This is a genomic window from Modestobacter caceresii (assembly GCF_000761485.1).
Classification (GTDB): domain Bacteria; phylum Actinomycetota; class Actinomycetes; order Mycobacteriales; family Geodermatophilaceae; genus Modestobacter; species Modestobacter caceresii.
Genome location: NZ_JPMX01000044.1, coordinates 14,083 through 37,768 on the forward strand (window position 1 = coordinate 14,083; position 23,686 = coordinate 37,768).

24 protein-coding genes are annotated in these 23,686 nt (G+C 74.3%); 11 read left to right on the forward strand and 13 right to left on the reverse strand.

The window, feature by feature from the left end; translation table 11 throughout:
• The first annotated feature begins 135 nt into the window (after positions 1-135).
• Positions 136-291, forward strand: coding sequence for a hypothetical protein (locus IN07_RS25205; RefSeq protein WP_156119134.1), 156 nt, complete (start codon positions 136-138; stop codon positions 289-291).
• A 56-nt stretch (positions 292-347) separates the two neighbouring features.
• On the forward strand, positions 348-1,181 hold the full coding sequence (locus tag IN07_RS10945) for a YihY/virulence factor BrkB family protein (protein WP_081975337.1): 834 nt from the start codon (positions 348-350) through the stop codon (positions 1,179-1,181).
• Here the strand turns inward: IN07_RS10945 and IN07_RS10950 are convergent.
• The 3 genes from IN07_RS10950 to IN07_RS10960 form a co-directional block, all read right to left on the reverse strand.
• Complete coding sequence (locus tag IN07_RS10950; RefSeq protein ID WP_036335832.1) at positions 1,172-1,753, reverse strand: putative glycolipid-binding domain-containing protein; 582 nt, start codon at positions 1,751-1,753, stop codon at positions 1,172-1,174. The two genes, IN07_RS10945 and IN07_RS10950, sit on opposite strands and share 10 nt — an antisense overlap.
• A gap of 84 nt (positions 1,754-1,837) precedes the next feature.
• Positions 1,838-2,692, reverse strand: coding sequence for a PPK2 family polyphosphate kinase (locus tag IN07_RS10955; RefSeq protein WP_036335833.1), 855 nt, complete (start codon positions 2,690-2,692; stop codon positions 1,838-1,840).
• 46 nt (positions 2,693-2,738) lie between these two features.
• A complete protein-coding gene (locus tag IN07_RS10960; protein WP_052091140.1) occupies positions 2,739-4,805 on the reverse strand; it encodes a HelD family protein in 2,067 nt (688 codons plus the stop codon).
• A 102-nt stretch (positions 4,806-4,907) separates the two neighbouring features.
• Here IN07_RS10960 and IN07_RS10965 point away from each other — a divergent pair, with 102 nt between their 5' ends.
• Positions 4,908-5,657, forward strand: coding sequence for a YsnF/AvaK domain-containing protein (locus IN07_RS10965; RefSeq protein WP_036335836.1), 750 nt, complete (start codon positions 4,908-4,910; stop codon positions 5,655-5,657).
• A gap of 17 nt (positions 5,658-5,674) precedes the next feature.
• Here IN07_RS10965 and IN07_RS10970 read toward each other — a convergent pair whose 3' ends face one another.
• On the reverse strand, positions 5,675-6,358 hold the full coding sequence (locus tag IN07_RS10970) for an alpha/beta hydrolase (RefSeq protein WP_036335837.1): 684 nt from the start codon (positions 6,356-6,358) through the stop codon (positions 5,675-5,677).
• 281 nt (positions 6,359-6,639) lie between these two features.
• Between IN07_RS10970 and IN07_RS10975 the strand changes: the two genes are divergently transcribed.
• Positions 6,640-8,469, forward strand: coding sequence for an NAD(P)/FAD-dependent oxidoreductase (locus IN07_RS10975; protein ID WP_036335838.1), 1,830 nt, complete (start codon positions 6,640-6,642; stop codon positions 8,467-8,469).
• A gap of 26 nt (positions 8,470-8,495) precedes the next feature.
• Here IN07_RS10975 and IN07_RS10980 read toward each other — a convergent pair whose 3' ends face one another.
• From IN07_RS10980 to IN07_RS10990, 3 genes are all read right to left on the reverse strand, one after another.
• Positions 8,496-9,164, reverse strand: coding sequence for an acVLRF1 family peptidyl-tRNA hydrolase (locus IN07_RS10980; protein ID WP_036335840.1), 669 nt, complete (start codon positions 9,162-9,164; stop codon positions 8,496-8,498).
• Positions 9,165-9,213: 49 nt separating this feature from the next.
• On the reverse strand, positions 9,214-10,461 hold the full coding sequence (locus IN07_RS10985; protein WP_231558143.1) for an MFS transporter: 1,248 nt from the start codon (positions 10,459-10,461) through the stop codon (positions 9,214-9,216).
• A 184-nt stretch (positions 10,462-10,645) separates the two neighbouring features.
• Entirely contained in the window at positions 10,646-12,460 is a 1,815-nt protein-coding gene (locus tag IN07_RS10990) for a phosphoenolpyruvate carboxykinase (GTP) (RefSeq protein WP_036335841.1), read from the reverse strand.
• Positions 12,461-12,652: 192 nt separating this feature from the next.
• Here IN07_RS10990 and IN07_RS10995 point away from each other — a divergent pair, with 192 nt between their 5' ends.
• Positions 12,653-13,825, forward strand: a complete 1,173-nt coding sequence (locus tag IN07_RS10995) for an NADH:flavin oxidoreductase/NADH oxidase (protein WP_036335842.1) — start codon at positions 12,653-12,655, stop codon at positions 13,823-13,825.
• 58 nt (positions 13,826-13,883) lie between these two features.
• On the opposite strand, the gene IN07_RS11000 is transcribed toward IN07_RS10995, so the two are convergent.
• Both IN07_RS11000 and IN07_RS11005 read right to left on the reverse strand, forming a co-directional pair.
• Positions 13,884-14,387 carry an SRPBCC family protein gene (locus tag IN07_RS11000; protein WP_036335843.1) on the reverse strand — a complete coding sequence of 168 codons (504 nt, stop codon included), beginning with the start codon at positions 14,385-14,387 and terminating at the stop codon, positions 13,884-13,886.
• Positions 14,384-14,713: an ArsR/SmtB family transcription factor gene (locus IN07_RS11005; protein ID WP_036335844.1), complete on the reverse strand. Its 330-nt coding sequence runs from the start codon at positions 14,711-14,713 to the stop codon at positions 14,384-14,386. Before IN07_RS11005 ends, IN07_RS11000 begins: the two co-directional genes overlap by 4 nt.
• A gap of 81 nt (positions 14,714-14,794) precedes the next feature.
• On the opposite strand from IN07_RS11005, the gene IN07_RS11010 reads away from it, so the two are divergent.
• The 4 genes from IN07_RS11010 (at position 14,795) to IN07_RS11025 (ending at position 17,012) form a co-directional block, all read left to right on the forward strand.
• Positions 14,795-15,031: a hypothetical protein gene (locus IN07_RS11010; protein WP_036335845.1), complete on the forward strand. Its 237-nt coding sequence runs from the start codon at positions 14,795-14,797 to the stop codon at positions 15,029-15,031.
• 107 nt (positions 15,032-15,138) lie between these two features.
• Positions 15,139-15,381 (forward strand): hypothetical protein, encoded by a 243-nt coding sequence (locus IN07_RS11015; protein ID WP_036335846.1) that lies wholly within the window; start codon positions 15,139-15,141, stop codon positions 15,379-15,381.
• 126 nt (positions 15,382-15,507) lie between these two features.
• Positions 15,508-16,008 (forward strand): FBP domain-containing protein, encoded by a 501-nt coding sequence (locus IN07_RS11020; RefSeq protein WP_036335847.1) that lies wholly within the window; start codon positions 15,508-15,510, stop codon positions 16,006-16,008.
• A 41-nt stretch (positions 16,009-16,049) separates the two neighbouring features.
• A complete protein-coding gene (locus IN07_RS11025) occupies positions 16,050-17,012 on the forward strand; it encodes an NAD(P)H-dependent flavin oxidoreductase (protein ID WP_036335848.1) in 963 nt (320 codons plus the stop codon).
• Positions 17,013-17,022: 10 nt separating this feature from the next.
• Here IN07_RS11025 and IN07_RS11030 read toward each other — a convergent pair whose 3' ends face one another.
• Together IN07_RS11030 and IN07_RS11035 are read right to left on the reverse strand one after the other, a co-directional pair.
• Positions 17,023-17,715, reverse strand: a complete 693-nt coding sequence (locus IN07_RS11030; RefSeq protein WP_036335849.1) for a DsbA family oxidoreductase — start codon at positions 17,713-17,715, stop codon at positions 17,023-17,025.
• A 57-nt stretch (positions 17,716-17,772) separates the two neighbouring features.
• Entirely contained in the window at positions 17,773-18,138 is a 366-nt protein-coding gene (locus IN07_RS11035) for a MerR family transcriptional regulator (protein ID WP_036335851.1), read from the reverse strand.
• A gap of 93 nt (positions 18,139-18,231) precedes the next feature.
• On the opposite strand from IN07_RS11035, the gene IN07_RS11040 reads away from it, so the two are divergent.
• Positions 18,232-18,936: an SDR family oxidoreductase gene (locus IN07_RS11040; RefSeq protein WP_036335852.1), complete on the forward strand. Its 705-nt coding sequence runs from the start codon at positions 18,232-18,234 to the stop codon at positions 18,934-18,936.
• A gap of 93 nt (positions 18,937-19,029) precedes the next feature.
• Here IN07_RS11040 and IN07_RS11045 read toward each other — a convergent pair whose 3' ends face one another.
• The gene (locus IN07_RS11045) at positions 19,030-19,407 is read right to left on the reverse strand and encodes an FKBP-type peptidyl-prolyl cis-trans isomerase (RefSeq protein WP_036335853.1); all 378 of its coding nucleotides are present in this window, start codon (positions 19,405-19,407) and stop codon (positions 19,030-19,032) included.
• A gap of 219 nt (positions 19,408-19,626) precedes the next feature.
• Between IN07_RS11045 and IN07_RS11050 the strand changes: the two genes are divergently transcribed.
• Positions 19,627-22,329, forward strand: coding sequence for an ATP-binding protein (locus tag IN07_RS11050; protein WP_036335854.1), 2,703 nt, complete (start codon positions 19,627-19,629; stop codon positions 22,327-22,329).
• On the opposite strand, the gene IN07_RS11055 is transcribed toward IN07_RS11050, so the two are convergent.
• Complete coding sequence (locus IN07_RS11055) at positions 22,286-23,578, reverse strand: AI-2E family transporter (protein WP_197058438.1); 1,293 nt, start codon at positions 23,576-23,578, stop codon at positions 22,286-22,288. The two genes, IN07_RS11050 and IN07_RS11055, sit on opposite strands and share 44 nt — an antisense overlap.
• Between the last annotated feature and the right edge of the window lie 108 nt (positions 23,579-23,686).

Consider the following 23,686-nt stretch of genomic DNA (forward strand, 5'->3'; position numbering starts at 1 on the left):
GTGGGCCACGTCTCAGGCGTGAGGGTCCGCGGAAGTGGGCAGGCACCGGGCACCACCGCCTGCTCGACCGAGCAGGCGCCGCCCCGGGGGCACCACGGTGTCGGAGCGGGGCGCGTACCGACTCCAGGAGGACCGATGAGCGAGCGACCCGATGGCCGCCCGGACCGCACCGGGCAGGGCAAGATGCCGAAGAACCGGGCACGCCTGCTGATCGTCGGCACGTTCGTGCTGATCCTGGTGGTCATCTTCTCGTACATGCTGCTCGTGGGCTCGGGCGGCTCGACCGGCTGACCGAGGTGCGGGCGCGCCGCCGAGCGGGACCGCGCCGGACCTGATCACATGGCCCGGTGCAGGTGGCGGAGGAGGCGCGCGGCCTGCTGAGGGCGATACGGGCCCGACTGCGCAACCGGGACACCGCACTGATCGCCGCCGGGCTCACCTTCTACGCCGGGATCGCCGTCGTCCCGGCGCTGGTGCTCTCCCTGGGGCTGACCAGCTGGGTGGCCGGGGCCGACGAGGTGCGCGAGCTCGCCACCCGGCTGTCCGAGGTGTTGCCCGACGCGCTGGGCGCCCCGGCAGCGGTGCAGCGGCTGGCCGAGGCGGGCACGGGCCTCAGCGTCGTCGGCGCCCTGCTGACCCTGCTGCCGATCTCGCTGTACGGCGAGGGCCTGCGCCGGGCGCTGCTGCGGTTCAGTCCCGCGCACGACCGGTTCACCGCCTGGCGGGGCCGGGCGCTGGCCCTGCCCCTGCTGGTGCTGGCACCGCTGCTGCTGTACCCGTTGCTGCTGGTCGCCGAGGTGCTCGCGCACCTGGCCGAGACGCCCGGCTTCGGCGCCGCGGTCGGTGGGTTCGCCACCGGCTACTACTCGGTGCTGTTCGCGCTCACCCTGCCGTTGGTGTGGATCTTCCGGGTCGTCGCGGCCAGTCGGCTGGGCTGGCGGGCCGTGGTGTCCGGGGCGCTGTTCACCGCCGCCTGCCTGTCCGGCTTCCTGCAGGGGTTCGTGCTGTTCCTGGCCCTGCCGCTGGACCTCGGCGCCCCGTTCGGCGGCCTCACCGTGGTCGGCGGCGTGATCGCCATCGGGTTCTGGCTGTTCCTGCTCCAGTTCGTGCTCATCGGCGGCTGGCTGTTCACCCAGGCCCTGGACGAGCGCCTCGACCGCGGGACCCCGGTTCAGAGCTGACGGACGGCGATGCCCGGGTAGTCGAGCACCAGCCCGGACGGGTCGAACACCAGCTGGCAGCTGAAGTCGAAGGCCGGGGACTTGTAGTGGAACTGCCGGTTGGGCCCGTCGTCGTGCAGCCGCGTGTAGGACTGCTCGAGCCGGTCGACGCCCAGGCCCACGGCCCGCACGTAGGCGGCCGGCGCGGACGCCCGCCGCCCCACCGCCAGGTCGAGCCGGTGCACGGGCAGTGCGTTGGTCATGGCCGAGGACTCCAGGTCGACGTCCTGGCAGCCGTCCAGGTCCGGCGCCCGGAGCCCGTCGACGTGCCAGCGGCCGTCGCCGATCGAGTCCAGCGTGGTCCTGCGGGCACCCATCGACGACCGTCCGGTGACCACCGCCCGGCGAGTGGCCCAGGCGGCGTCGAGATCAAGGGTGTAGTCGACGGTCCAGGCCACGCCCGCCTCGACCGCCGTGGTGCAGCCGACCACCTGCCAGCCCCCGCCGGACCGCCGGAAGTGCACCACCTCGAAACCGGTGCGGACCTGCTGGTGGCGCCATGCGGCGACGGCCGGCGGGTCGACGAAGCTCACGTCGGCATCCCGCTCCTCGGCCCGGCCGGCGCGCGCTCCACCGGGTCGCCCAAGCTACCCGGGCACCCCGTGCTCCACCAGCACTCAGCCGGCGATCGGGTGCTCCTCGATCAGCCGGTCGCGCTGCTCGTCGACGTCCCAGGCCGGCTCCGGCAGCCGGGGCTGCAGCTCGGTCAGCGTCTCCAGCAGCAGCCGGCCGACCGCCCAGTTGCGGTACCACTTCCGGTCGGCCGGGACGACGTACCACGGTGCGGTGTCGGTGTCGGTGCGCTCCAGGGCGGTGGCGTGGGCCTGCTGGTACTGCGGCCACAGGGCCCGCTCGTCGATGTCCGCGGGGTCGAACTTCCAGCGCTTGCTCGAGTCGTCGAGCCGGGCCAGCAGGCGCTGCTTCTGCTCCCACGGCGACAGGTGCAGCAGCACCTTGACCACGGTGACGTCGTCGGCGACGAGCTGGCGCTCGAACCGCACGATCTCCCGGTAGCGCCGCTCGATCACCTCCGGGGTCGCCAGCTCGCGCACCCGGCCGATCAGCACGTCCTCGTAGTGCGAACGGTCGAAGACACCGACCTTGCCGGGGCCCGGCAGGGCGCGGCGCACCCGCCAGAGGAAGGAGTGCCGCAGCTCCTCCGGCGTCGGCTTCCCGAAGCTCGCCACCGCCACGCCGTGCGGCTCCATCGCGCCGACGACGTGCTCGACCACGCCGCCCTTGCCGCTGGTGTCCATGCCCTGCAGCACCAGCAGGACCCGCCGTCGGCTGCCGCCGGTGCCCTCTGCGTAGAGCCGCTGCTGCAGCTCGGCCAGGTGGGTGGCGTCCAGCCGCGTCGCCTCCCGGGTGCGCTCCTTGTCGCCGGGGGCCAGCGGCGTCGACCGCGGGTCGATCTCGCGCAGCTCGATCGGGGCGGCGGGGACGCGCAGCGCGCGGCGCAGGGAGTCGGGCATGCCCGGGAGCCTAGGGACGTCGGTCAGCAGCACCGGACCGCGGTGATCAGTCGACCAGCAGGCCGGGCAGGTCGGCGTGGTGGAGCACGACCAGGCTGCTCACCGCCCGGGTGAGGACGACGTAGAGCCGGTGCAGCCCGCGCGGCTCCGCGGCGACGATCGCGGCCGGCTCCACCACCACGACGTGGTCGAACTCCAGCCCCTTCACCAGCCCGGCCGGGACGACGGACACCCGGGCCGGCGCCGAACCGTCGTCGGTCAGCGGCGCCACGTCCAGCCCGGCCGCGGTGAGCACCCCGACGACCTCGGCGACCGACGCGTCGGCGCAGACCACCCCGGTCGACCCGGGTCGGGCCGCCAGCTCGCCGACCACCTCGGCCAGCGGCCCGGCCAGCGTGCCCACCGGCCGCAGCTGCAGCGCCCCCGGCTCCCGGCGGGCCGCGGTGGCCGCGGCCAGCCCGGGGGCGATCGCGGGCAGCAGCCGGTTGGCGAAGTCCAGCACCTCGCCCGGCACCCGGTAGCCCCGGGTGAGCGGCCGCACGGCCGTGGCCGGCCGGCCGAGCGCCGTCAGCGTCTGCGACCAGTCCGCCACCGACCAGGGGCTGGTGGCCTGGGCCAGGTCGCCGAGCACGGTCAGCGAACCCGCGCCCAGCCGGCGGGCGACGGCGCGGCACTCCATCGGGGAGAGGTCCTGCGCCTCGTCCACCACCACGTGCCCGTAGCCCGGCGTCCGCTCCAGCATCCCGGCCACCTCGTCGACCAGCACCGCGTCCGCGGCGGTCCACCGGGCGGCGCGCACCGACCGCGGCGGCTTCGGCCAGTGCAGCAGCGCCTGCTCCTCCTCGGTCAGCACGCCCCGGGCCGCCCGGGCCAGCCGCTCGGGGTCGGTGAACAGGTCGTGCACGAGCCCGCCGGCGTCCACCGCCGGCCAGACGGCGTCGCAGAACGCCCGCACCTCGGCGCTGCGGGCGGTCCGCCGGGTCTCCGCGTCGGTCGGGCTGCCCCCACCGGCCTCCTTGAGCCGCCGGGCGTACTCGGCCAGCCCCATGGCCAGCCGCTCCCGGCCGGCGGCGTAGTGGACCAGCTGCTGCTCGTCGACCCCGGAGGTCCCGGCCCGGCGCAGGTCGTCGACGAAGCGCTTGAGCCGGTCCTCACCGATCCGGTACTTCCGCCCGGACAGCGTCACCTGCACCGAGTCCGTCGGCTTGCGGATGCCGCCCCACAGCGCCCGGCGCAGCACCTCGGCCATCCGCGGGTCGCCCTTGAGGACGGCGACCGCCGGCTCGTCCTGGGCGCGCACGGTCACCCGGGCGGTGAGGCTCGCGACCGTCGCCTGGTCGACCTCCACCTCGCCCAGCGCGGGCAGCACCTGCTCGATGTACCGCAGGAACGCCCGGTTCGGCCCGACCACCAGCACGCCGGTACGGGCCAGCTGGTCGCCGTGCGTGTAGAGCAGGTAGGCCGCCCGGTGCAGCCCGACCGCCGTCTTCCCGGTGCCCGGGGCGCCCTGCACGCAGATCGACTCCGCCAGCGGCGCCCGGACGATGTCGTCCTGGTCGGGCTGGATGGTGGCCACGATGTCGCGCATCGGGCCGCTGCGCGGGCGCTCGATCTCCTGGCGGAGCAGCTCACCGGTCCCGCCGTCGTCCTGGCCGTCGGCGAGCAGTTCGTCCTCGTAGCTGGTCAGCTCGCCGTCGGCGAAGCCGAAGCGGCGACGGCGCAGCAGGCCCTGCGGTTCGGTGGCGCTGGCCTGGTAGAACGGCCGGCTCATCGGTGCCCGCCAGTCGATGACGACCGGGTCGCCGGCCGCGTCGCGCACGTGGCGGCGGCCGATGTGGAAGGTCTCCGGGTCGGTGTCACCGGCAGCGTCGGTGCGGCCGAAGAAGGCCGGGACGCCCGGGTCGGCGGCCAGCGCGAGCAGTCGCTCGGAGCGGGCGGCGCCGAGTCGCTCGGAGGCCCAGGCGTCGACGCCGGCATCGGCGACCGCGACGGCGGCGGCACGCATGGAGGTCAGGCACTCGGCGGCCTGGGCCAGGTGGTCGCGTTCGGCGGCGAGGACGGGGTCGGTCGGGTCGGCGGCGGTGGGGTGGGCCGGGGCGGGCGGCACGGACACGATCGGAGGACGCTACGCGCGCACCGTGCTCGGCTCAACCGACTTGCGGCACGACCCGCCGGGGGATGTGTAGACCACCGACGTCTGGATCACCCACCAGTCATGGCCAGCGACCCGATTCCCCCCTCTGTCATCGGTGCGATCGCCCACGACCGCGACGGGAAGCCACTGGGCACGGTCACCGCGGTCTACCTGGACGACGTGACCGAACAGCCCACCTGGGTGGGCCTCACCCCAGGGACGCACGCCGCCCCGGACGACGACGAGGTCCCGCTCATCGCCCCGGTCACCGGGTCCCAGCTCGCCGAGGACCGGATGCAGCTGGCGGTCGACTCCGCCGCCGTCCACTCCGCGCCCCGGGCGACCCGGCCGGACCACCTGAGCCCGGAGGAGGAGGCCGCGCTGCTCGAGCACTACCGCCGGCCGATGGCCACCCCCGGCCGGGGTGGCGACGGCACGACGACCGGCGACGGCACGATGACCCTCGCCGAGGAGCAGCTGGACGTCACGACCGTGGTCGAGCCCTGGACCCGGGCCGTGCTGCGCATCGAGGAGGTCAGCGAGGAGGTGCTCGTGCCGGTGACGATCACCCGGCAGCGCGCCCGGATCGAGCACCTGCCGCTGGCGCACGGCGACCGCGAGCCGGGCCAGGCGGCGACGGGCGAGCGGCAGCCCTCCCGGAGCACCGGCTGGGTCACCCTGTACGCCGAGGAGCCGCGGGTCTCCCTGGAGCGGGTGGCAGCCGAGCGGGTACGGCTGACCACGACGTGGGAGACCGAGCAGTCGTCGGTCACCGAGCAGCTGCGGCACGAAGAGGTCGATCTGACCACCGCCGACACGCCGCGCGACTGAGCCACCGCCCCGGCCGGTCAGCCGGCCGGGGCGCCGAGCCACCACTCCAGCCCGGCGGTCACCAGCTCCGGGGTGAGCACGTGGCCACCGGCGAACTCCTCGTAGGTCACGTCGTAGCCGTCGGCGAGCAGCTCCGCCGACACCCGCCGTCCGCACCGGTCCACCGGCAGCACCGGGTCGTCGGTGCCGTGGCTCAGCCAGAACCTGGCCCGGCCGTACCGGCCGGGCGAGGAGACGAAGCCCGGGGAGAACGCCAGCACGGCGGCGGCCAGGTCGCCGTTGGCCACGCCCAGCGACAGCGCGTACGAACCACCGTCGGAGAAGCCCGACATCGCCACCTGGCTGACCGGGCAGCGTGCGAAGACCTGTGCGAGCGCCGCGTCCAGGACGGCGACGTCCCGGCCCAGGCCGCCGTCGATCAGGTCCCACGTGGTGCCGGTCGAGGTCGGGGCGAGCAGCAGCACGTCTCGGGCGGTGACCAGTTCGGCGACGGCGGCCAGCGACTGCTCCGCCGTCCCGCCGGCACCGTGGAAGAAGACCAGCAGGGGGCGCGGTCGCGGGTCGCCGGGCGGGACGGCGAGCAGCGCCTCGGCACCGGGCCCGAGGTCGAGCCGGGTGACCCCCGGACCGGGAGCGGCGCCGGTCGGCTGGTCGGGGCGGCTGTCGAGGCGGCCGTCCGCCGCGCGTGAGGAAGGAGACACCGCGCTCCCCTACCCCCGGACGGCGCACCTGCACGGCCGAGGGCAAGGGGGCGACCCGATCCGACGGGTCCTGCAGCCCTCCACCGCCCCAGGGGCCGAGATCGCGAATTCGGCCCCTCTGTGATCACTGGTCGTGATGTGAGTCATACGCCGGGTGGCGGCGCTCGACGGCTGCCGGGCCGAGTCCGGCGCCGCTCTCTCGTCGGGCGTCGCGGGGGTGGTCAGCTGCACCCGGACGCCGGTCGCGGCGGCCACTCCTCCGACGACGCAGGAGCCGCACGGTGGCCCAGACCCTGGACCCGACCGACACCACGACCCCCGACGCCGACGACCCGGGCAGCCGGGTCGGGGCCTGGCTGGAGGAGTTCCAGTCGGCCCTGACCGCCCGGGACGTCGACCGGGTGGCCGAGCTGTTCGCCCCCACCTGCTTCTGGCGCGACCTGGTCGCCTTCAGCTGGAACATCACCACGGTCGAGGGGCACGACGGCGTCCGGGACCTGCTCCAGGCGACGCTCGACCACACCGACCCGCAGGACTTCCGGGCCACCGGACCGGCCACCGGCGCCGACGGCGTCGACGAGGCGTGGATCGCCTTCGAGACGGCGGTCGGCCGCGGCCGCGGGCACCTGCGGCTGCAGGACGGCAGGGCCTGGACCCTGCTGACCACGCTGTACGAGCTGACCGGGCACGAGGAGCCGGTCCGGGACCGGCGACCGATGGGCGCCGAGCACGGCGTGCACCGGGACCGGGAGACCTGGCGGGACCGCCGCGAGCGGGAGGCCCGTGAGCTCGGGTACGAGACCCAGCCCGTCGTGCTGGTCGTGGGCGGCGGGCAGGGCGGCATCGCCCTCGGGGCCCGGCTCCGCCAGCTCGACGTCCCGACGATCGTGATCGACAAGCACCCGCGCCCGGGTGACCAGTGGCGCAGCCGCTACAAGTCGCTGTGCCTGCACGACCCGGTCTGGTACGACCACCTGCCCTACATCCCGTTCCCGGACAACTGGCCGGTCTTCGCCCCCAAGGACAAGATCGCCGACTGGCTGGAGTCCTACGCCCGGGTGATGGAGCTGGACTACTGGGCGAACACCCGGGCGATCAGCGCCGCCTACGACGAGAAGACCGCCGAGTGGACGGTCACCGTCGAGCGGGACGGCGTGCCGGTGGTGCTGCGCCCGGAGCAGTTGGTGCTGGCCACCGGGATGTCGGGGAAGCCCAACGTCCCGGTGCTGCCCGGACAGGACGTCTTCCGCGGCGACCAGCACCACTCCTCGGCCCACCCCGGGCCGGACGCCTACCGGGGCAAGCGCTGCGTCGTCATCGGCTCGAACAACTCGGCGTTCGACATCTGCGGCGCGCTCTGGGAGAACGGCGCCGACGTCACGATGGTCCAGCGCTCCTCGACCCACATCGTCCGGTCTGACTCGCTGATGGAGATCGGGCTGGGCGCGCTGTACTCCGAGGAGGCGGTGGCCGGCGGCATGACGACGGAGAAGGCGGACCTGACCTTCGCCTCGCTGCCCTACCGGATCATGCACGAGTTCCAGATCCCGCTGTACGACCAGATGCGGGAGCGGGACGCCGACTTCTACCAGCGGCTCGAGGCCGCCGGGTTCGACCACGACTGGGGCGAGGACGGCTCGGGCCTGTTCATGAAGTACCTGCGCCGCGGCTCGGGCTACTACATCGACGTGGGCGCGGCCGACCTGGTGGCGAACGGCGACGTCCGGCTGGTCAACGGGCAGGTCGACCACCTGACCGAGGACTCGGTCGTGCTGGCCGACGGCACCGAGCTCCCGGCCGACCTGGTCGTCTACGCCACCGGGTACGGGTCGATGAACGGCTGGGCCGCCGACCTGATCAGCCAGGAGGTCGCCGACCGGGTGGGCAAGGTGTGGGGGCTGGGCTCGGACACCGCCAAGGACCCCGGGCCGTGGGAGGGCGAGCAGCGCAACATGTGGAAGCCCACCCAGCAGGAGGCACTGTGGTTCCACGGCGGCAACCTGCACCAGTCCCGGCACTACTCGCTCTACTTGGCGCTGCAGCTCAAGGCCCGGCAGGTGGGCATCCCGACCCCCGTGTACCGCCTCCAGGAGACCCACCACACCAGCTGAGGGGCCGAAATCGCGACTTCGGCCCCTCAGGCGCGGTCGGTGGGCTCCACGATGTGCACCCGGACGGCCCGGAACTGGGCCGGGGTCTCCAGCAGCACGGCCTTGGTCGGCTCGCCGACCTCCAGGGCGGGCAGGCGCGGGAGGTCGGCGAGGGGCCGGAGCCGCGGGTCGGTGAGCACCTCCGCGGCCAGGCCCTTGTCCCCGCCCGGGGCCAGGCCGGCGAGCGTGCCGACGTGCGGCAGCAGCACCCGGGCGGCGGTGTCCGCGGCATGGCTGACGACGGCGTCGGTCTGGTGCCCGCGCCGCCGGGCGAACCGCTGCTGCGACCACCCGCCGGCGGCGGTGCGGCCCTGCACCTGGCGGGCGTCGACCTTGGAGACGACGAGTTCCGCGCCGTCGAACACCCCGACCGCCCAGCGGCCGCGCCGGACCAGCAGGACGGCGGTGCGCCGCGGCACCTTGGCCGCGGCGCTGAAGGCGGTCAGCGGCGCGGGGCCCGGCGTCCAGCCGTAGGGGGCGGTCAGCCGCACCGTGGTGGTGTCCTGGCAGGTCACCGTGAGCGCGCCTGCCTCGTCGGACCGGACGTCGGTGAACGCGCCGTGCCGCTGGGCGACGCCGTCCAGCCAGCGGTCCAGCCGCTCCGGGGCGACCCCGAGCAGTCGTCCGCCACCGGCGGCGGGGCGGGGGGAGGTCATCCGCGGAGCATCCCAGCCCGCCGCCCCGCCCCGGCCGGGCGTGCCGGCGTCAGTGGGCCAACGCCGGGGAGGCGGCATGCTCGGCCGGTACGTGCAGGGTCCGCTGCCACAGGCCGACCACCACCGCCGCCAGCCCCGCGGCCACCGTGGCGACCAGGAAGCTGGCGTTGGCACCGACCGTGTCCACGATCTTCCCGGCGACCGACGCCCCGATCGCCACCCCGAGGGCGAGGGCGGTGCCGATCCAGGTGAACGCCTCGGTGACCGCGGAGCGGGGCACCAGCACCTCGGCGAGGGTGAAGGCGCTGATCAACGACGGCGAGACGGCGACGCCGGCGACCACCACGAGCGGCAGCATCAGCCAGTAGCTGGTGACCAGCACCAGCGGCACGGTCAGCACGGTGAGGACGACGAGGGCGGCGACCAGCCGGTGCCGCAGCCGCACCTTCCAGTGCACGACGCCCCAGCCGATGCCGGCGAACATCGAGCCGGCGGCCAGGCCGGCGATGAGCAGACCCGACAGCGAGCGTTGACCGACCTCGTCGGCGAAGGCGACCAGGCCGATCTCCAGGGCACCGAGGATGGCGCCGACCGCGGCCCCCACCACGAACAGCACCCGCAGCCCCCGGACCCGGATCGCCGACGCCCCGCGCCGGTGCCCGTGCACGGCCGGGGGCGGCTCGGTGTGCCCCTGCGCGGCGAACAGCAGGCTGCCGACCGTGGCCAGCGTGAACGCGGTGACGACGCCGGAGGTGGTGTGCCCGGTGGTGGACAGGAAGGTGACCAGCACCGGCCCGACGATGAACACGAACTCGTCGACCACCGACTCCATCGCCAGGGCGGTGGGCAGCCGCGGGGTGCCGCGGAGCAGGTGGGTCCAGCGCACCCGGATCATCGAGGAGACCGGCGGGATGCTCGCCCCGGCGGCGGCGGCGGAGAGGAAGACCGTCCACAGCGGCCAGCCGCCGCGCACCGACCAGAGGAAGGCCACCCCCGAGACGATGAAGATCGCCAGCACACCCAACAGCACCCGCCGCTGGGCGTGGGTGTCGGCCAGCCGGCCGATCACCGGCCCGGCGATCGCGGTGGCGATCGCGCCGACGGCGGCCACCGCACCGCCCAGGCCGTAGGAGCCCGTCTCGGACTGGACGAGCAGCACGCTGCCCAGGCCGATCATCGACAGCGGCAGCCGGCCGATGAACGCGGCCAGCACCATCGGCAGGGCGTGCGGGGTCCGCAGCACGTGCAGGTAGGGGTTGGGCACGAGCGGACTGGCCTCCGTCACGGGGATGGGCACGCCGCAGCCACGCTAACCCGACGGCGTTGCCCCCCGCGGCACGGGCACGGAGCGTCGCCGGACGAGATCCCCGGGCGCGACGAGGTCCCGCCCCCCGACGACGCTGTCGGTGAGCGGGACCTCGTCCCGGGGGTCGGCCACCGCGACGGCCGACCCGGTCCATGGCGCCCGGAAGGGCGGCCTGCTAGGCGAGCCGGCTCTTGAGGATCTCCAGCTCGTCCCACATGGTGCTGGGCAGCTTCTCGCCGAACTTCTCGAACCACTCGGTGATCTGCGGGACCTCGGCCTGCCACTCCTGCTTGTCCACGCGCAGCGCCTGCTCGACCTGCTCCCGGGTCATGCCCAGACCCGAGACGTCGAGGGAGTCCGGCGTCGGCACGTGCCCGACCGGGGTCTCCTCGGCGGCCGCGGTGCCCTCGAGGCGCTCGACGACCCACTTGAGCACGCGGCTGTTCTCCCCGAAGCCCGGCCACAGGAAGCCGCCCTCGTCGTCCCGGCGGAACCAGTTCACGTAGAAGATCCGCGGCAGCTTGTTGGCGTCGTGCTGCTTGCCGGTGTCGACCCAGTGCTGGACGTAGTCACCGGCGTTGTAGCCGATGAACGGCAGCATGGCGAAGGGGTCGCGGCGGACGACGCCGACGGCGCCGGTGGCCGCGGCCGTCGTCTCCGAGGAGAGCGTGGCGCCCATGAACACGCCGTGGTTCCAGTCCCGCGCCTCGCTGACCAGGGGGATGGTGGTCTTGCGGCGTCCCCCGAAGAGGATCGCCGAGATCGGCACGCCCTTCGGGTCCTCGTACTCCGGGGCCAGGATCGGGCACTGGGTGATCGGGGTGCAGAAGCGGCTGTTCGGGTGGCTGGAGGGCTCGTCGGAGCCCGGCGTCCAGTCGCGGCCCTTCCAGTCGGTCAGGTGGGCGGGGGCGTCGTCGGTCATCCCCTCCCACCAGATGTCGCCGTCGTCGGTCAGCGCGACGTTGGTGAACACCGAGTTGCCCTGGTCGATGGTGCGCATCGCGTTGGGGTTGGTGTCCCAGCCGGTGCCCGGGGCGACGCCGAAGAGGCCGTACTCGGGGTTGAGGGCGTAGAGCCGGCCGTCCTCGCCGAAGCGCATCCAGGCGATGTCGTCGCCGAGGGTCTCGACCTTCCAGCCCGGGATGGTCGGCTCGAGCATCGCCAGGTTCGTCTTGCCGCAGGCCGAGGGGAAGGCGGCGGCGACGTAGTAGGTCTTCTGCTGCGGGCTGGTGAGCTTGAGGATCAGCATGTGCTCGGCGAGCCAGCCCTCGTCCCGGGCCATGACCGAGGCGATGCGCAGCGAGTAGCACTTCTTGCCCAGCAGGGCGTTGCCGCCGTAGCCGGAGCCGTAGGACCAGATGGCCCGCTCCTCGGGGAAGTGCACGATGTACTTGGTGTCGCTGCACGGCCACGGGACGTCGGCCTGCCCGGTCTCCAGCGGGGCGCCGAGGGAGTGCATCGCCGGCACGAACGGCCGGTCCTCCGCCATCGCCTCGAGCACCCGGCTGCCGATCCGGGCCATGACCCGCATCGAGACCACGACGTACTCGGAGTCGGTGAGCTCGACGCCGAACATGGGGTTCTCGGCCTCGACCGGGCCCATGCAGAACGGGATGACGTACATCGTCCGGCCGCGCATGCACCCCCGGTACAGCTCGGTCATGACGGCCTTCATCTCGGCCGGGTCCATCCAGTTGTTGGTCGGACCGGCGTCGGCCTCGTCGACCGAGCAGATGAAGGTGCGGTCCTCGACCCGGGCGACGTCACTGGGGTCGGAGGCGCAGTGGAAGGAGTTGGGCTTCTTCGCCAGCCGGGTGAAGGTGCCGGCGTCCACGAGCCGGGTCGTGAGCCGCTCCCACTCCTCGTCGGAGCCGTCGACCCACACCACCTGGTCAGGCTGGGCCAGCTCGGCCATCTCCTGCACCCAGGCGAGGAGTCGGGCGTGTGTGGTGGGGGCGTTCTCGAGACCTGGGGTGGCCACGGAAGTCACGGCGTCTCCTCCTTCGGGTGCCGCCGGCGTGGGTGTCGCACCGGCGCTGTGTCGACCCCCCGACCGCGACGCTGGGGCCGGGGGGATCGGGCCAGGCTACCGCTCGAAAGGCGTACGTCTAGAACGTCTACCGAGAGTGTGACGTACCTCCCTGCGGAATGCCTCCCGGTCTCCGCGCGGTTGACGGCGTCCGTGAGCACACCTCAGCTCCTGCAGCCCCTGACCCTGCGCGGGGTCACCCTCCCCAACCGCCTCGCGGTGGCGCCGATGTGCCAGTACTGCGTCTCCGACGGGGTGGTCGGCGACTACCACCTGGTGCACCTGGGCCGCTTCGCCCTCGGCGGCTTCGGCCTGGTGATGGTGGAGGCGACCGGGGTGACGGCCGACGGCAGGATCAGCCCCGGGGACGTCGGCCTGTGGAACGACGAGCAGGTGCCCGGCCTCGCCCGGGTGGCCGCCTTCCTGCGCGAGCACGGCAGCGTCGCGGCCATCCAGTTGGCGCACGCCGGCGGCAAGGGCAGCACCCTGCGCCCGTGGGACGGCGACGGCCCGGTGACCGCGGAGAACGCCCGCCCCGGCGACGTCCCGTGGACGCCGGTGTCCCCGAGCGGCGTCGCGATGGGCGAGGGCTGGCCGGCCCCCCGTGCGCTCCAGCTCGAGGAGCTGCCCGGTGTGCGCGACGCGTTCGTCGCCGCCGCCCGCCGGGCGCTGGCCGCCGGGTTCCAGGTCGCCGAGGTGCACACCGCGCACGGCTACCTGCTCAACGAGTTCCTCTCCCCGCTGACCAACACCCGCACCGACGCCTACGGCGGGTCGCTGGAGAACCGGATGCGGTTCCCGCTCGAGGTGGTCGAGGCCGTGCGCGCCGTCTGGCCGGCCGACCTGCCGCTGATGGTCCGGGTCTCCGCCGTCGACGCGACCCGCGAGGGGACGACGCTGGCCGACACGATCGCCTTCTGCCGGGAGCTCAAGGCCCTCGGGGTCGATGCGATCGACGTCTCCGGCGGGGGCATCGGCACCGGCTGGGAGCACCCGATCGGCTACGGCTACCAGGTGCCCTTCGCCGCCGCGATCAAGGAACAGGTCGGCATCCCGACCATGGCCGTGGGCCTGGTCGTCGACCCGCAGCAGGCCGACGCCGTCGTGGCCACCGGCCAGGCCGACCTGGTCGCCGTCGCCCGGGAGGCGCAGGACGACGCGAACTTCGCCCTGCACGCCGCCCGGGCGCTGACCAGCTCCTATGACGCCTACCCGGTGCAGGCCGGCCCACGGCTGGCCTCCCGCGACCGGCTGCTGGGCCGGCTGGGCCCGTGGACCGGCCCCGACCCGGTCCGGGTCGAGCCCGCCCGGGCCGCCCAGGCCTGAGCCACCCGCCCGACCGTGGAGCCGCGGCGCGACCCGGCTCCACGGTCGGCCGACCGGCTCAGGTCTGGGAGGAACGCCCGTAGGCGGGCCCGGTGGCGGCGAGGAAGCCGTCCCAGTCCCCGGGCGCCGGGCGGTCGCCCACCTCGGCGTCGAACTTGTCCAGGTACCAGTGCCAGCCCAGCACGTAGTCGGTGATCTCGGTGCCCGGGGCGAAGAGCTGGGTGAAGAGCAGCACCGTCTCGCCGTCCTGGGCGGTCAGGTCCAGTTCGACCCGCCACCCCTCCTCGGTCTCCCAGTCGACCACCAGCCGACGCGGCGCCTCGCACTCCACGATCCGCATCGGCTCACCGACCGGCGCCTCCTCGTGCGTCATGGTGAAGGTGCCCGAGCCGCCGACCCGGCGCTCGCCCTCGTACGTGCCGATCCAGCGGACCATCCGGTCGGGCTCGGTGAGCGCCGCCCAGACGTCGTCGATCGGGTCCGGCCAGCTGCGGCGGAACTGCAGCCGCACCCCCTCCGGCAGTTCGGTGACCTGCCCCAGCCGCTCGTCCGGTGTCGTCATCGACCGTCCTCCTGCGTTCGGGCCCGCCGTCCGCGGGCGATCTCGGTGTCCAGCGCGTCCAGCCGCTGCGCCCACAGCCGCCGGTAGGGGGCCAGCCAGGCGTCGAGCTCCGACAGCGGCCGCGGGTCCAGCGCGTACACCCGGCGCTGCCCCTCGGCCCGGACCTGCACCAGCCCGGCCTCGCGGAGGACCCGCAGGTGCCGGCTGATCGCCGGGCGGCTGACCGGGAACTGCCCGGCCAGCTCACCTGCGCCCTGCTCACCGGCGGCCAGCAGGGCGACGATCTGCCGCCGGGTCGGATCGGCCAGGGCCGCGAGTGCCTCCACGGGCAGATGTGTAACAGGTGGCTTACTTAACTGTCCAGTTACGCACGTTCGGACGGCACGCGACCGGGGCACGGTCGGGCCATGACCGTCACCGATCCCGACGTCCCCGACCCCCTGAACGACCCGCGCACGCTGCAGGCCGACCCCGGTGCCCTCGGCGAGGGCGAGGACCTCGCCTCCACCGAGGACGACCAGGTCTCGAGCGGCGAGGACGAGCTCGCCTCGTCACGTACCGAGGCCGACGAGGCCGGCGGCGGTGACGTCACCGGCGGTTTCGCCGGCGCGGTGGGCGAGGCGCCGACCAACGACCAGACCTGAGACGGAACGGTCCGACCGGTGTGTCACCCGCCCGTGGGCGGGGTAGCGCGACGACGTCAGATCCTGAGGCCCAGCAACGGCCCCATGCGCACTCCTGAGGAGGACCCATGGCCACCGGTGAGACCGGCTTCGCCGACGTCACGTTCGACCTGATCTCCGTCCAGTACCACTCCTTGAAGGCCGGGCACGACTACGGCCAGTACGTCCGGGATGCCGAGAACGCCGACCTGGACGACGTCGCCTCGTTCTTCCGCGAGGTGATGGAGCAGGACTCGCAGCGCGCCGAGCGCGCCCACGAACTGCTCCGCAAGCTGGCCGGCACCGAGCACGGCGGCCCAGCCACCACCTGACACACCCCGCCACCACCGAGATGGCCATCTCGGTGGTGGCGGGAGCCGGGAAATCCGGGTGCGACGGGACGGGCGCGGTACGTAACCTCTGCGGCCGTCCCGTCCCGACGCCCCTGGAGGTCTCCCGTGCACGCCCTGACCGAGGCGGCCATCCGCCGCTCGATGGTCAACTGCTCCCGGAGCGAGGCCGCCGCCCTCACGCCACCCCGCGACCTCGCCGAGCTGGACTGGGCGTCGCTGGACGTCCTCGGCTGGCGGGACGCGAAGGCCGAGCTGCGCGGCTACCTGGTCCACGAACGGGACGGCGACCCGATCGGCATCGCCCTGCGCGCCGCGGACACGAAGATGTCCAGCCGCCGCTCGGCGATGTGCCTGCTGTGCCACTCGGTGCAGTCGGCCGCCGACGTCTCCCTGTTCACCGCCCGGCGGGTCGGCGCGGCCGGGCGCAACGGCAACACCGTGGGCACCTACATCTGCGCCGACCTGGACTGTGCGAGCCGGGTGACCGCCGTCCCGCCGTCGGCGCTGCACCTGGACGAGGAGCTGCAGGCCCTCGCGGTCGAGGAGCAGGTCGTGGGGCTGCACAAGCGGCTGCAGGCCTTCACCGCCGACGTCACCCGCCGCTGACCGCCGCTGCACTCCCCGAGCCGAGGGACGACGATGGGCCGGTGATCAAGACCCCGCTGACCCGCTGGTTCGACCTCGACGTGCCGGTCTTCGGTGCCCCGATGGCCGGGGTGGCCGGCGGTGAGCTGGCCCGCGCCGTGTCCCTCGGCGGCGGGCTGGGCATGATCGGCGTCGGGTCCGACACCCCGGTGGAGTGGCTGGCCGAGCAGGCCCGACTGCCCACGGAGGCCGACGTCTCCTTCGGCGTCGGCCTGATGGCCTGGGCCCTGGAGCGACGCCCGGAGCTGCTGGCCGCGGCGATCGCCACCGAGCCGGCACTGGTCTCGGTCTCCTTCGGCGACCCGGCGCCCTTCGTCGGGCCGCTGCACGACGCCGGGATCGCGGTGGCCACCGCGGTGAACTCACTCGCCGACCTGGACCGCGCCCTGGAGGCCGGGGCCGACGTGATCGTGGCGCAGGGCACCGAGGCCGGCGGGCACACCGGGCAGCGGGCCACCCTGCCGCTGCTGCAGGAGGTGCTGGCCGCGACCGACCGGCCGGTGCTCGCCGCGGGCGGGGTGGCGACCGGCGCCGGTCTGGCCGCCGTCCTCGTCGCCGGTGCGGCCGGGGCCTGGATCGGCACCCCGTTCCTGTCCTGCACGGAGGCGGCCAACACCCCGGCCGCCCGGGCGCGCGTCCGGGCCGCCGGGGGCGACGCCACCGTGCTGACGAGCGCCTTCGACATCGCCCAGGGTCTGCCCTGGCCGGCGCGCTGGCCCGGGCGGGCACTGGCCAACGAGTTCACCCAGCTCTGGCACGGCCGGGAGGCCGAGCTGCGTGGCGACACCGCGGCGGCCGACCTGGTCCGGCGGGCCCGGGACGAGGGCGACCTGGACCACGCCCCGGTCTACGCCGGGGAGTCGGTCGGGCTGGTGACCACCGAGGAGTCGGCGATCGACGTCGTCCACCGACTGGCGGCCGGTGCCCGCAAGGCGCTGGAGCGCGTCCCCCGCCTGCTCGGCTGAGCGACGCGACCTAGACGGCGCAGCTGCCGTCCGCGCAGCCCTCGGCGGCGGGGACGGTGGTGAGCGGGTGGGTGTCGGCCCAGGCCCGCTCGAGCAACTGCAGGAGCGTCTCGGCCGGCTGCGCCCCGGAGGCGCCGTAGGTCCGGTCGACGACGAAGAAGGGGACGCCGGTCGCGCCGAGCGCCCGGGCGGTCTCGATGTCCTGCTGGACGGCGGGCAGGTACCGGCGGTCGGCCAGCGCGGCGCGCACCTCGGCCTCGTCCAGCCCCACCTCGACGGCGAGGGGCACCAGCGCGTCCACGTCGAACACCGAGCGGCGCTCGGTGAAGTGGGCGTGCAGCAGCCGCTCCTTCATCGCCCCGCCCAGGCCCCGCTCGGCGGCGAGGTGGAGGAGCTGGTGGGCGAGGAGCGTGTTGCCGCTGACCCCCTGGAGGAGGTCGTAGTCCAACCCCTCGGCGGCGGCGACCTCCTCTACCCGGCGCATCTGGCCGGCCATCTCCTCGACGCTGCGGCCGTACTTGGCCGCCAGCGCCGGCAGGGTCGGCTCGGTGTGCCCCTCGGGCACGCTCGGGTCGAGCTGGAAGGAACGCCAGACCACCTCGACCTGGTCGGCGTGCGGGAAGCGGGAGAGCGCCGTCTCCAGCTTGCGCTTGCCGATGTAGCACCACGGGCACACGACGTCGGACCACACCTCGACCTGCATGCCTCCCGCAACCCGCGGCCGGCCGGGGACATTCCGGCTGGTCAACGAGCAGCAGTGTCAGGAGGCGGCCCCGACCGCCGGCACGTGCTCGTGGCCGATGCGGATGATCTCGGCCAGCCGCGCACGGGCCCGGGTGAGCTCGGCGATCTGCCGGTCGATGCCGTCCCGCTGCTCGACCAGCCGGGCCATCATCGCCGGCGTGGCGCGGCCGGTGTGCACGCACGGCAGCAACTCGAGGACGTCCTTGCTGGTCAGCCCGGCGGCGTAGAGCTGCTGGATGAAGTGCACGCGGTCCACGGCGCTCGCCGGGTACCGGCGCTGACCACTGGGGCTGCGCTCGGCCTCCAGCAGCCCCTGCTCCTCGTAGTAGCGCAGCGCCCGCACGCTCACACCGGCCGCGGCAGCGACCTCACCGATCCGCACAGGTCCTCCCGGTGGCCCAGATCACCCTTGCCTCTGACGTCAACGTCAGGTCCTAGCGTCCTCGGCGACCCACCCGAACGCAAGGAGACCCACATGGACGTCACCGGATCCGTCGCCCTCGTCACCGGCGCCAACCGCGGCCTCGGCCGCCACTTCGCCCAGCAGTTGCTCGAGCGCGGCGCCGCGAAGGTCTACGCCACCTCCCGCCGCCCCGAGCTCGTCGACGTCCCGGGCGTGGAGGTGCTGCGGCTGGACGTCACCGACCCGGAGTCGATCGCCGCTGCGGCAGCAGCCGCCGGCGACGTCACGCTACTGGTCAACAACGCCGGCCTCACGACCCGGGCCGACCTCGTCACCGGTGACCTGGCCGACGTCCGGCTGGAGATGGAGACGCACTTCTTCGGCACGCTGGGCGTCATCCGGGCGTTCGCGCCGGTGCTCGCCCGCAACGGCGGGGGCGCGATCGCCAACGTGCTCTCGGCACTCTCCTGGTTCTCCACCGCCGGCGCCAACGCCTACAGCGCCGCCAAGGCCGCGGAGTGGAGCCTGACCAACGGCGTCCGGATCGAGCTCACCGAGCAGGGCACGTCGGTCACCGGCGTCGTGCTGGGAGCCGCCGACACCGACATGATGGCCGGCTACACCGGCCCGATGAGCGACCCGGCCGACGTCGTCCGCGCCGCCCTCGACGGCGTCCAGGCCGGCGCGTGGGAGGTGCTGGTCGACGACTGGAGCCGAGGCGTCAAGGCCTCCCTGGCCGCCGACCCGCGCGACTTCTACAGCCAGCTCACGATCTGAGGCAGGGCCCCCGCTGCCCCACCGCCGAACCCGGGCGACCCCGTTGCCCCCCGCCGCGAGCCTGCGAGCGGTGGGGGGCAACGGGGTCCTTCCTCAGCGGACGCCGACCAGGTCGACGACGAAGACCAGGGTGGCGCCGGGCTTGATGACGCCGCCGGCGCCACGCTCGCCGTAGGCCTTGTGCGGCGGGATGGTCAGCCGGCGGCGGCCGCCGACCTTCATGCCGACGATGCCCTCGTCCCAGCCCTGGATGACCATGCCGACGCCGATCCGGAACTCCAGCGGGTCCCCGCGGTCCCAGGAGGCGTCGAACTGCTCGCCACCGTCGTGGGTGACGCCCACGTAGTGCGCACTCACCAGGCTGCCGGCGGTGGCCTCGAGGCCGTCACCGACCACCAGGTCCTCGATCACCAGGTCGGACGGGACGGGCCCGGTGGGGGGCTCGACGTCGGGGCGGGTCAGCTCTGCCACGGGGGTCTCCTCGGGGTCGGCGCCAGGGCTCTCCCGGCGGTTCTGCCCCCATCCAACCCGCCCGGCGGCCTGGGGGCACAGCTGGCCTCCGGGGCGGGGCAGACCTCTCGGAGGTAGGTTGCACGTCGCGGGTGGGTCGCTGGTGACCGCCTCCGAGTACAGCCCTGCCCGGGTTGTCCGGGCTCGCAGGCGTGCTGGTGTCCTGGCTTGGAGGTGTGCGTGGCCCCCGATGCGACCTCGCCTGCGTCGGGTGCTCCCGGTGCCGCCGACCTCTTCGCCGGTGGCGGCGAGACCGGCCGGCTGATGGCCGGGCTCGACTGGTCCGCCACGCCGCTGGGTCCGGTCGAGGGGTGGCCGGCGAGCCTCCGGTACGCCGTCCGCACCATCCTGGCCTCGCGCTTCCCCATGATCCTCACCTGGGGCCCGCAGTACACCCAGCTGTACAACGACGGCTACGCGACCCTGATCGGCGCCAAGCACCCCGGGGCCCTCGGCGGCGACCTGCGGGTCACCCAGGCCGAGGGGTGGGACGTCCTCCGGGGCCCGGTCGAGCATGCGATGACCACCCGGGAGGCCACCTGGCTGCCCCGGCTGCCACTGCTGCTCGAGCGCGCCGGCTACCGCGAGGAGACCTACTTCACCGTCTCCCACGCCCCGGCGTTCGGGGACGACGGGCTGGTCGCCGGGATGCACGCCGTCTGCACCGAGGTGACCAACGAGGTGCTCGGCGAACGGCGTCAGCAGCTGCTGCACCAGCTCTCCTGCACCGAGGCCGAACGGGGCGACGAGCAGGCCGTGCTCGCCGGCCTGTGCCGCACCCTGGGCAGCGATCCGCTCGACGTGCCGTTCGCGGCGGTCTACCTCGACGAGGGCGACGGCCTCCGGCGGGCCGGGACGGTCGGCTGCCCGGCCGAGCTGCTGCCCGCCTCCGTCGCCGACGCCGACGAGCTGCCCGGGCCCGTCGCCGGGCTGGGGCTGGTCGGCGGGTTCTGGGAGGACCCGGTCCGCGAGGCCGTCGTGCTGCCACTGGGCGCCGTCGCGGACGAGGAGCGGATCGGCGTCCTGGTCGCCGGGGTCAGCCCCAACCGCGCCCTGGACGCCGAGTACCGCACCTTCCTGGAGCTGGTGGCCGGGCAGTTCACCAGCGCGCTGGGCAACGCCCGGGCGTTCGAGGACGAGCGGCGGCGAGCCGAGTCGCTGGCCGAGCTCGACCGGGCGAAGACTGCGTTCTTCTCCGACGTGAGCCACGAGCTGCGCACCCCGCTCACCCTGCTGCTCGGGCCGATCAGCGACGTGCTGGCCGACACCACCAGCCCGCTGCCCCGCGCCGCGCGCGACCAGCTGGGCCTGGCCCTGCGCAACGGGCAGCGGCTGCAGCGCCTGGTCAACGACCTGATGGACTTCGCCAGCATCGAGGCCGGCCGGGCCGGCGCGGTGCGCGTGCCGACCGACGTCGCCGCCTTCACCGCCGAGCTGGCCGGGGTGCTGCGGGCCGCCGCCGAACGGGCCGGGCTGCGCCTGACCGTCGACTGCCCCCCGCTGGACCGCCGGGTGCACGTCGACCCGCGGATGTGGGAGAAGGTGGTGCTCAACCTGCTCTCCAACGCGGTCAAGTACACCTTCGTCGGCGGGATCGAGCTGACGATGCGGGGCGGGGCCGATGCGGTGGTGCTCACCGTCGCCGACACCGGGATCGGCATCCCCGCCGCCGAGCTGCCGCTGGTGTTCGACCGTTTCCACCGGGTGCAGGGGTCCCTGGCGCGCAACCGGGAGGGGACCGGCATCGGCTTGGCCCTGGTCCGTGAGCTGGTCGGCCTGCACGGCGGCACCGTGACGGTGGACAGCGAGCCCGGCGCCGGGAGCACCTTCACGGTCACGATCCCCTACGGCAGCCCCGACGCCCCCGCCGACCCGGCGTCCTCGGTCGCCCCCTCGGCCGCCGCGCACGGCACCGCTGCCTCCTGGATCGCCGACGTGACCCCCGACGAGCTGCCCGCCGCCCCTGTGGGCGTCACCGCCACGGTTCTGGTCGTCGACGACAACGCGGACATGCGCACCTACCTGACCCGGCTGCTGGCGCCGATCTGGCGGGTCCGCACCTGCACCAACGGCGAGGAGGCGCTGGCCGCAGTCGCCGAGCAGCAGCCCGACGTCGTCCTCACCGACGTGATGATGCCGCGCGTCGACGGCTTCGAGCTGCTCCGCCGGCTGCGCGCCGACCCCGCCACCTCCGCCATCCCGGTGATCATGCTGACCGCCCGGGCCGGGCAGGAGGCCGCGGTCGAGGGCTTCACGGCCGGGGTCGACGACTACCTGGCCAAGCCGTTCCAGGCTGCTGAGCTGATCGCCCGGGTGCGCGTCGCGGTCGAGCGCCGTGCAGGCGCACGCGCCCGCACCGACGCCGGCCCCGTCCCCGCCCGCCCGCTCCCCCCGACGCCGGCCGTGCCGGCCGGGCCGGCCGAGGTCCGCGCCCTGGTGCCGGCCTGCCGGCAGCCGGCCACGACCCCGGAACCGACGGCCGCACCGGTGCTCCGCGAACACTGGCGGTTCCCCGCCACCCCCCGGGCGGTCCCCGGGCTCCGGCGGGCCCTGCGCCGGGTGCTGATCGACGCCGGGCTGGACGAGGACCAGGTCTACGACCTGTTGCTGGCCGCCTGCGAGGCGGCCACCAACGCGGTCGAACACGCCCAGGACCCCACCGAGCCCGTCGTCGACGTGACCGTCGAGGCGTCCGTGGACGGCGTGGAGATCACCGTGCGCGACCACGGGCAGTGGCGGGAACGGGTGCCGAGCATGGACCGCGGGCGCGGCTCGACGCTGATGAGCGCGTTCGCCGACATCACCGTCGTCCCCAGCCCGGAGGGCACCACCGTGACCATCAGGAGTCGCCCGGCGCCTCCGCCGCCTCACCCCGGCGGCTAGCTCCTCCGCCGCCCGCGCCGTCCCCCACCGGCCGGCCCTCGGCAGACGACACCTCGGACCGGGACGCGCCGCCGGGCCGGAGCCGGAGCCGGAGCCCGCGGGGCCGCGGGTCCTCCTCCTCACCGTGCCGACCAGCCAGGGCCACGGCAACGGCGTAGAGGACGGCGGTCAGCGGGACGGCGACGATCGCCCCGGCGATCCCCCACAGCAGGCCGCCGACCGTGAGCGCGTAGACGATGCCCAGCGGGTGGAGGAACACCGTCCGCCGCATGATCAGCGGCTGCAGGAGGTTGCCCTCGACCTGCTGCACCACCACCACCGCGGCGAGCACCCACAGCGCCTCGGTCAGCCCACCCGAGGCGAAGGCCACCACGACCGCGGCCAGCCCGGCCACGAAGGCACCGACGACCGGGATGTAGGCGCCGAGGAAGGTGAGCAGCGCCAGGGCGAAGGGCAGCGGCACGCCGATGAGCACCAGCGCCAGGCCGATCCCGGCGGCGTCCATGAGCGCCACGATCGTGGTGCCCCGCAGGTAGCCGCCCAGGGTCCGCCAGGCGCCGTTCCCGGCGTCGGCGGCGGCCGCCCGGCGGTCGGCCGGCACGATCCGGAGGCACGACCGCCAGAGCCGCGCACCGTCGTAGGACAGCCAGAAGGCGGTGAACAGGGCCAGGACGAGGGCCGCCAGGACCGAGACCGCGGTCGTGGCTCCGGTCACCACCATCCCCGGCCCGGCGGCGTCACCCCCGGGCCCACCGGAGGCAAGCTGGTTGATCAGCCCGTCGATGACCGCGTTGACCCGCTCCGGGGACAGGCCCACCGTCTCGACCAGGCTGCTGCGCAGCCGGTCCAGCCCACTGGCCAGGGTGGGACGCAGGCTGGCCCACTCCCCGGCGACCTGCTGCTGCAGGAAGTAGACGACCCCGCCCACCAGGGCGAGGAAGACCACCATCACCAGCCAGGTGGCCGCCAGCCGGGGCAGCCCGCTCCGGTCCAGCCAGGAGACGACCGGCCGCATGAGCGCGGTCAGCAGCAGACCGGCCAGGAAGGTGAGCACCACGGTGCCGAGCAGGACGGCCAGCTGCACCGCGAAGTAGACGACGGCGCCGATCGCGAGCGTCCAGACGCACCACATCCCGGCGGTCCGGACCCCGGCGGGCACACCTGCGTCCGTCGCCGTCCCTGCCTGCCCACCGGTGGGCGGGTCGGTCGGCGAGCCTGCCGATGTGCGCTGGTCGGGGTCCGCTGACACGTGCATCTCCTCCACCGGGGCGACTCTGGTCGGTGCGCGGCCTCCCGTGGCTGAGGAGGTGGCGGGTCGGGACACCGGACGGACACATCTGCGACGTCGCCGGTGCCG

Coding starts and splice junctions, on each gene's coding strand:
- IN07_RS25205 (WP_156119134.1), top strand. CDS start 136: ATGAGCGAGCGACCCGATGGCCGCCCGGACCGCACCGGGCAGGGCAAG.
- IN07_RS10955 (WP_036335833.1), bottom strand. CDS start 2,692: ATGCCCGACTCCCTGCGCCGCGCGCTGCGCGTCCCCGCCGCCCCGATC.
- IN07_RS10965 (WP_036335836.1), top strand. CDS start 4,908: ATGGCCAGCGACCCGATTCCCCCCTCTGTCATCGGTGCGATCGCCCAC.
- IN07_RS10980 (WP_036335840.1), bottom strand. CDS start 9,164: ATGACCTCCCCCCGCCCCGCCGCCGGTGGCGGACGACTGCTCGGGGTC.
- IN07_RS11000 (WP_036335843.1), bottom strand. CDS start 14,387: ATGACGACACCGGACGAGCGGCTGGGGCAGGTCACCGAACTGCCGGAG.
- IN07_RS11010 (WP_036335845.1), top strand. CDS start 14,795: ATGACCGTCACCGATCCCGACGTCCCCGACCCCCTGAACGACCCGCGC.
- IN07_RS11015 (WP_036335846.1), top strand. CDS start 15,139: ATGGCCACCGGTGAGACCGGCTTCGCCGACGTCACGTTCGACCTGATC.
- IN07_RS11030 (WP_036335849.1), bottom strand. CDS start 17,715: ATGCAGGTCGAGGTGTGGTCCGACGTCGTGTGCCCGTGGTGCTACATC.
- IN07_RS11040 (WP_036335852.1), top strand. CDS start 18,232: ATGGACGTCACCGGATCCGTCGCCCTCGTCACCGGCGCCAACCGCGGC.